Consider the following 3,899-nt stretch of genomic DNA (forward strand, 5'->3'; position numbering starts at 1 on the left):
CTTCTCTTCAATGTCTATTTGCTTCAATAAAACTTTTGATCCCTCAAACTCCTGCACCATCATTTTGTATCTGGCATCAATCAAGTTAAAGTATAATAAGACATTTTGATCTTCTTCCATATTTTCAAAAGCTTGTACTATCTCGCTTTTCTTTTTTTCAGCTTTTAGGATATCTTGTTTTTTTATAAGTCCGTACCAATCACCAATCATTTTAGCAACAAATGGACTTGCTACTTTTTCCGACAAACAAACCTCCCCCTATCATTTACCCTTTTCTTTCATTATCGCAGATTAAATGACCTTTTTAAACAAATTATGTAAAAATAAGTAATGTGACATGCCATACAGACAATAAAGAACTCCAAAACATGACAAAAATCCACCTACAAAAGACGCTGTTTATTTTTCACGCTCTTTACTGGTTTTATCCACTTGATCCATAACCATGATGACTCGCTTATAATAGCAACCTGTTTTCTCTAAGAAACTGTAGCATTAGCTTTACCAATTTTTCCTTCTGCTGCTGTCTCACATGAAGTAGCTGACAAAGTGATTACATCGAGTTTAGGGAAAGAAGCTGGTAATAAATTATAAAGTAAAGACTCTGTGATAATCATTGTCACAGAGTCTTTACTTTATATGGATTATTTAACACTTCTCGGTCTGTGGTCAACAGATTAAATCAGTGGTAGGATATTGAAAGGATACATAAATATTCATTAGGGTTCTCTTATCATATTCTTTCAAGGAGGCGAGACAAATGCCTTTCTGGCTACTGACAACTATCCTTACAGTTATTATATTAGGTTTTTCTTTAATATTTAAAAAAAGAAAATCCTTTTTACAGTATGGATTTCCAGCAGTTTTAATGATGGCAAGCATTATCTTATTAATTATAAGTTTCTTTGTAGGAGAATGGGAAGGTTTAGGAATGGGTGCAATGAGTGTATCTTTGCTAATTGCATCAGTTATCTCTTTAATTATTACCAGCTTCTTGAGTTATTTTAGTGGTATGAAACAAAAATAAAGCTCATGTTCGGGAACACAAGCTTTGACTGGTTATTATGCTCTTTTATAGCGATAATACATATATCGAATGATTTTTGTGATGACAGTGGTACACATGCATAAAAAGGTCATAGCCACTACCCAATACATATTCGACAGGTCGAATCCAGTATAGGCAAATATGAAGATGGTTGAAGTTATAAATGTGATAATTAGCACCACATGAATCTTCTTAAAGATTAAATACCCAATAATCCCCCAAACTAAATACAACAACGGCAATGTGAATAACACAAGACCCATGGGTTGAAGATAATGTAAGTTAATTTACTCCACTCTCCTCTACAGTTATCTTATAACTTCCATGCTGGTCATTTCCCAGTCTCTATCAGATTTTAGTGATATCTCCTTAGAGTCTTTGCTTTCAATATTATATTCAATAATTCTGCCAATAACTCCATCCTTATCTCTATCAAACATTCTTACCAATGCATAAATCTTGCCGTCTAAAATCTTGACCTCTTCTAAACGTTCGTCATCTGATTTAAAATTAAGTGGAATTTTTTCAGAAGATATCTCTTTGAGGTCTTTGTTGAATGTCTTGACTTCTCCTTCATAGGAAACTATCGTGACTCTATCCTTGCCTACATTGATCTTGTAGATAATGAATCCTTTATCCATTACTATTTCTCTCTTCTTATCGAGAGTTTTTTTGTCGAGTACAACCAACATCGATTCTTTCTTACTGTCAACGCCATCGTTTACGGCAAGAATTAATTCTTCATTGTTTAATGACTTCAAAGATTCATTATTGTCAGGAAAGAAGACTGAGTCGACATCTAACTTTTTTCGTTTTTCTTTATGAGTTTTAGGGTCTATTGAAGACACTGTGACACTTTCATCATTACTGAGAATGGCATAGATTTTTTTGTCTTCAAATATAGCTGTTGTTAATTCTCCGTCTAATTCAACTTGATTTTTATCGTTGTCATCTTCATTCCAATATACTAATTCTCCTACTAAGCCATCCTCTGTAAAGCCAACGTTAATATCGTGTATAACATACCCATTAGAGTAGTTAATAAAGAATGCACCCTCGTCATCTGTAGACTTTGAAAGTGATTTTGTATTCAAAGGCTCTACCTTCCCAGTCTTCTTATTTAGGGATACATGATAATTAGACCTATTAGATGAAAAGTACATATTATTATCGCTCTGAGTAGATGAGGTAAATCCCACACAGTCTTTCATTGTAATACTCGACAATTTCTTTCCTTCGTTGTTATAGTTGACCACCTCGCATCCTCTATCCATTACCTGCGAATAAATGATAGCAAATTTACTGTCTTTCATATTGCTCAATTCTCTCTTAGGTGAGTCAACAGCAGCCTCCTCTTTCTTTGAGCATGCTGTACATATTAATGCAATGGCGCAAGCTGAAATAAGTAGTTTTAAGTATTTCATTCAATCATCTCCTTTCAATTTTAAACAAGTAAAGCAATCGAGGGAGTCCCCCGACTGCTTATTGACTTACTTTTTATGATAAAAGACCTTCGTGTTGTTAGAGTTGACTAATTCCATTGGCGACACAACCGAATCAATTTTTATATTGTCAATGTCGTGCCCTTGGTTCTTCCAAGCTCTCCAGGCCAATTGAGAACAATAGAATTTTTTGGTAGTTTTCTTGTCAAAGAAATTCATGTTGTATGGCTTCTTTTGGTCAGCTTGCTTTTCAGCATACTTAGCCGCATTTACATATTTGGTATTATTAGACTTCTTCACCCATAGCCCGTAAACCTTCTTTCTAGAACCCCAATTATTATTATATCTTCTGACTCCATGTTGTTTAATAGGACTCCAATTTTTATGCCAAGCCTCTACGGTCTTAGCTGCTTTTCTTGAGACAATTGCGGCGTGTCCGAAGCCAATTGCGGAGCTACCTGAATTCAAGTCATAGCTTACTAATACATCGCCCTTAGTGCCTAAATTCTTGGCGTTTACGCTTATCTTATCTTTCTCTTCGTTGTACTTAGGTAAATACTCGTCAATCACGCCTTCTTTAATATATTGATCGATATCTTTCTGCGACTCTTCGAATATAGCTTCTGCTTTTTCTTCTGTAGATACAGAGTTATACTCCTTTTTGCTCATCTCGTAAAGCTCATTAATCTGTTCAGAGGTCATACCCTCTGCTTTCATTTCTTCTATTTCTTCTTTGGCTCTTTCATTGTTCATAGAAGGGTATACATCTGTCGCTTGTGCATTTCCTTCCAATCCAAACCCAGTGAATAATACAGATGCTGACAACAAGGATGTGACAATAACGTTTCGTTTTTTCATATTATTACCTCCAATTCCTTTTTTAGCGTGGTCCACATTCACCATAATAATGGTTAATATGGATCATGTAAACATTAATAGAATTTTAAGGATATTTTAATATCTGATGAATTGACATGTTAAATTTGAGTGAATTTTTACATTAAAAAAGAGACTACTCGTAATAGTCTCTCTTTCACACAGGTACATTTTCTTTATTTTTATCTACTTGATCCAAAATCTTAATGACTCGCTTGTAATAGCAACCCGTTTCCTCTAGCTCTTCTCTTGAAACATCAATTACTAGGACAGGCTTTTTTCTGTCTAGGGATTCAACCAACACAATATCCCCTTGTTGTATCTGTCCTCTTAGTCTTTTTGGAATATGCCACTTGAAAGGTTTCGGTTTAACCTTCAATTCCCCGTTCCTTTTCGAACAGTGAAATGCTGTAATTGTATTTCTGTAATTGGTCATATACACACTCCCTCTGCGCTTTTACTATAAGGATAACAACATAAAATAAAAAGAAGCAGACCTAGCTGGGACTGACCCCCGTTTTTGAGACAGGGAT

5 protein-coding genes are annotated in these 3,899 nt (G+C 34.8%); 1 reads left to right on the forward strand and 4 read right to left on the reverse strand.

All coding sequences use genetic code 11. The features are described 5' to 3' along the window. Positions 1–246: response regulator aspartate phosphatase (locus BA1_RS18020; protein WP_008362157.1), on the reverse strand; the 246-nt coding region annotated here is incomplete at its 3' end. 514 nt (positions 247–760) lie between these two features. Here BA1_RS18020 and BA1_RS18025 point away from each other — a divergent pair. Continuing rightward, on the forward strand, positions 761–1,027 hold the full coding sequence (locus tag BA1_RS18025; protein ID WP_008362159.1) for a YesK family protein: 267 nt from the start codon (positions 761–763) through the stop codon (positions 1,025–1,027). 329 nt (positions 1,028–1,356) lie between these two features. Here BA1_RS18025 and BA1_RS18030 read toward each other — a convergent pair whose 3' ends face one another. The 3 genes from BA1_RS18030 to BA1_RS18040 form a co-directional block, all read right to left on the reverse strand. Beyond that, complete coding sequence (locus BA1_RS18030; RefSeq protein WP_008362161.1) at positions 1,357–2,472, reverse strand: hypothetical protein; 1,116 nt, start codon at positions 2,470–2,472, stop codon at positions 1,357–1,359. Between the two features lie 66 nt (positions 2,473–2,538). Next, positions 2,539–3,348 (reverse strand): hypothetical protein, encoded by an 810-nt coding sequence (locus BA1_RS18035; protein ID WP_008362163.1) that lies wholly within the window; start codon positions 3,346–3,348, stop codon positions 2,539–2,541. Positions 3,349–3,523: 175 nt separating this feature from the next. Beyond that, complete coding sequence (locus BA1_RS18040) at positions 3,524–3,802, reverse strand: DUF5839 family protein (protein WP_008362165.1); 279 nt, start codon at positions 3,800–3,802, stop codon at positions 3,524–3,526. Positions 3,803–3,899: the final 97 nt, after the last annotated feature.

This window comes from Bacillus xiamenensis (genome assembly GCF_000300535.1).
Classification (GTDB): Bacteria; Bacillota; Bacilli; order Bacillales; family Bacillaceae; genus Bacillus; species Bacillus xiamenensis.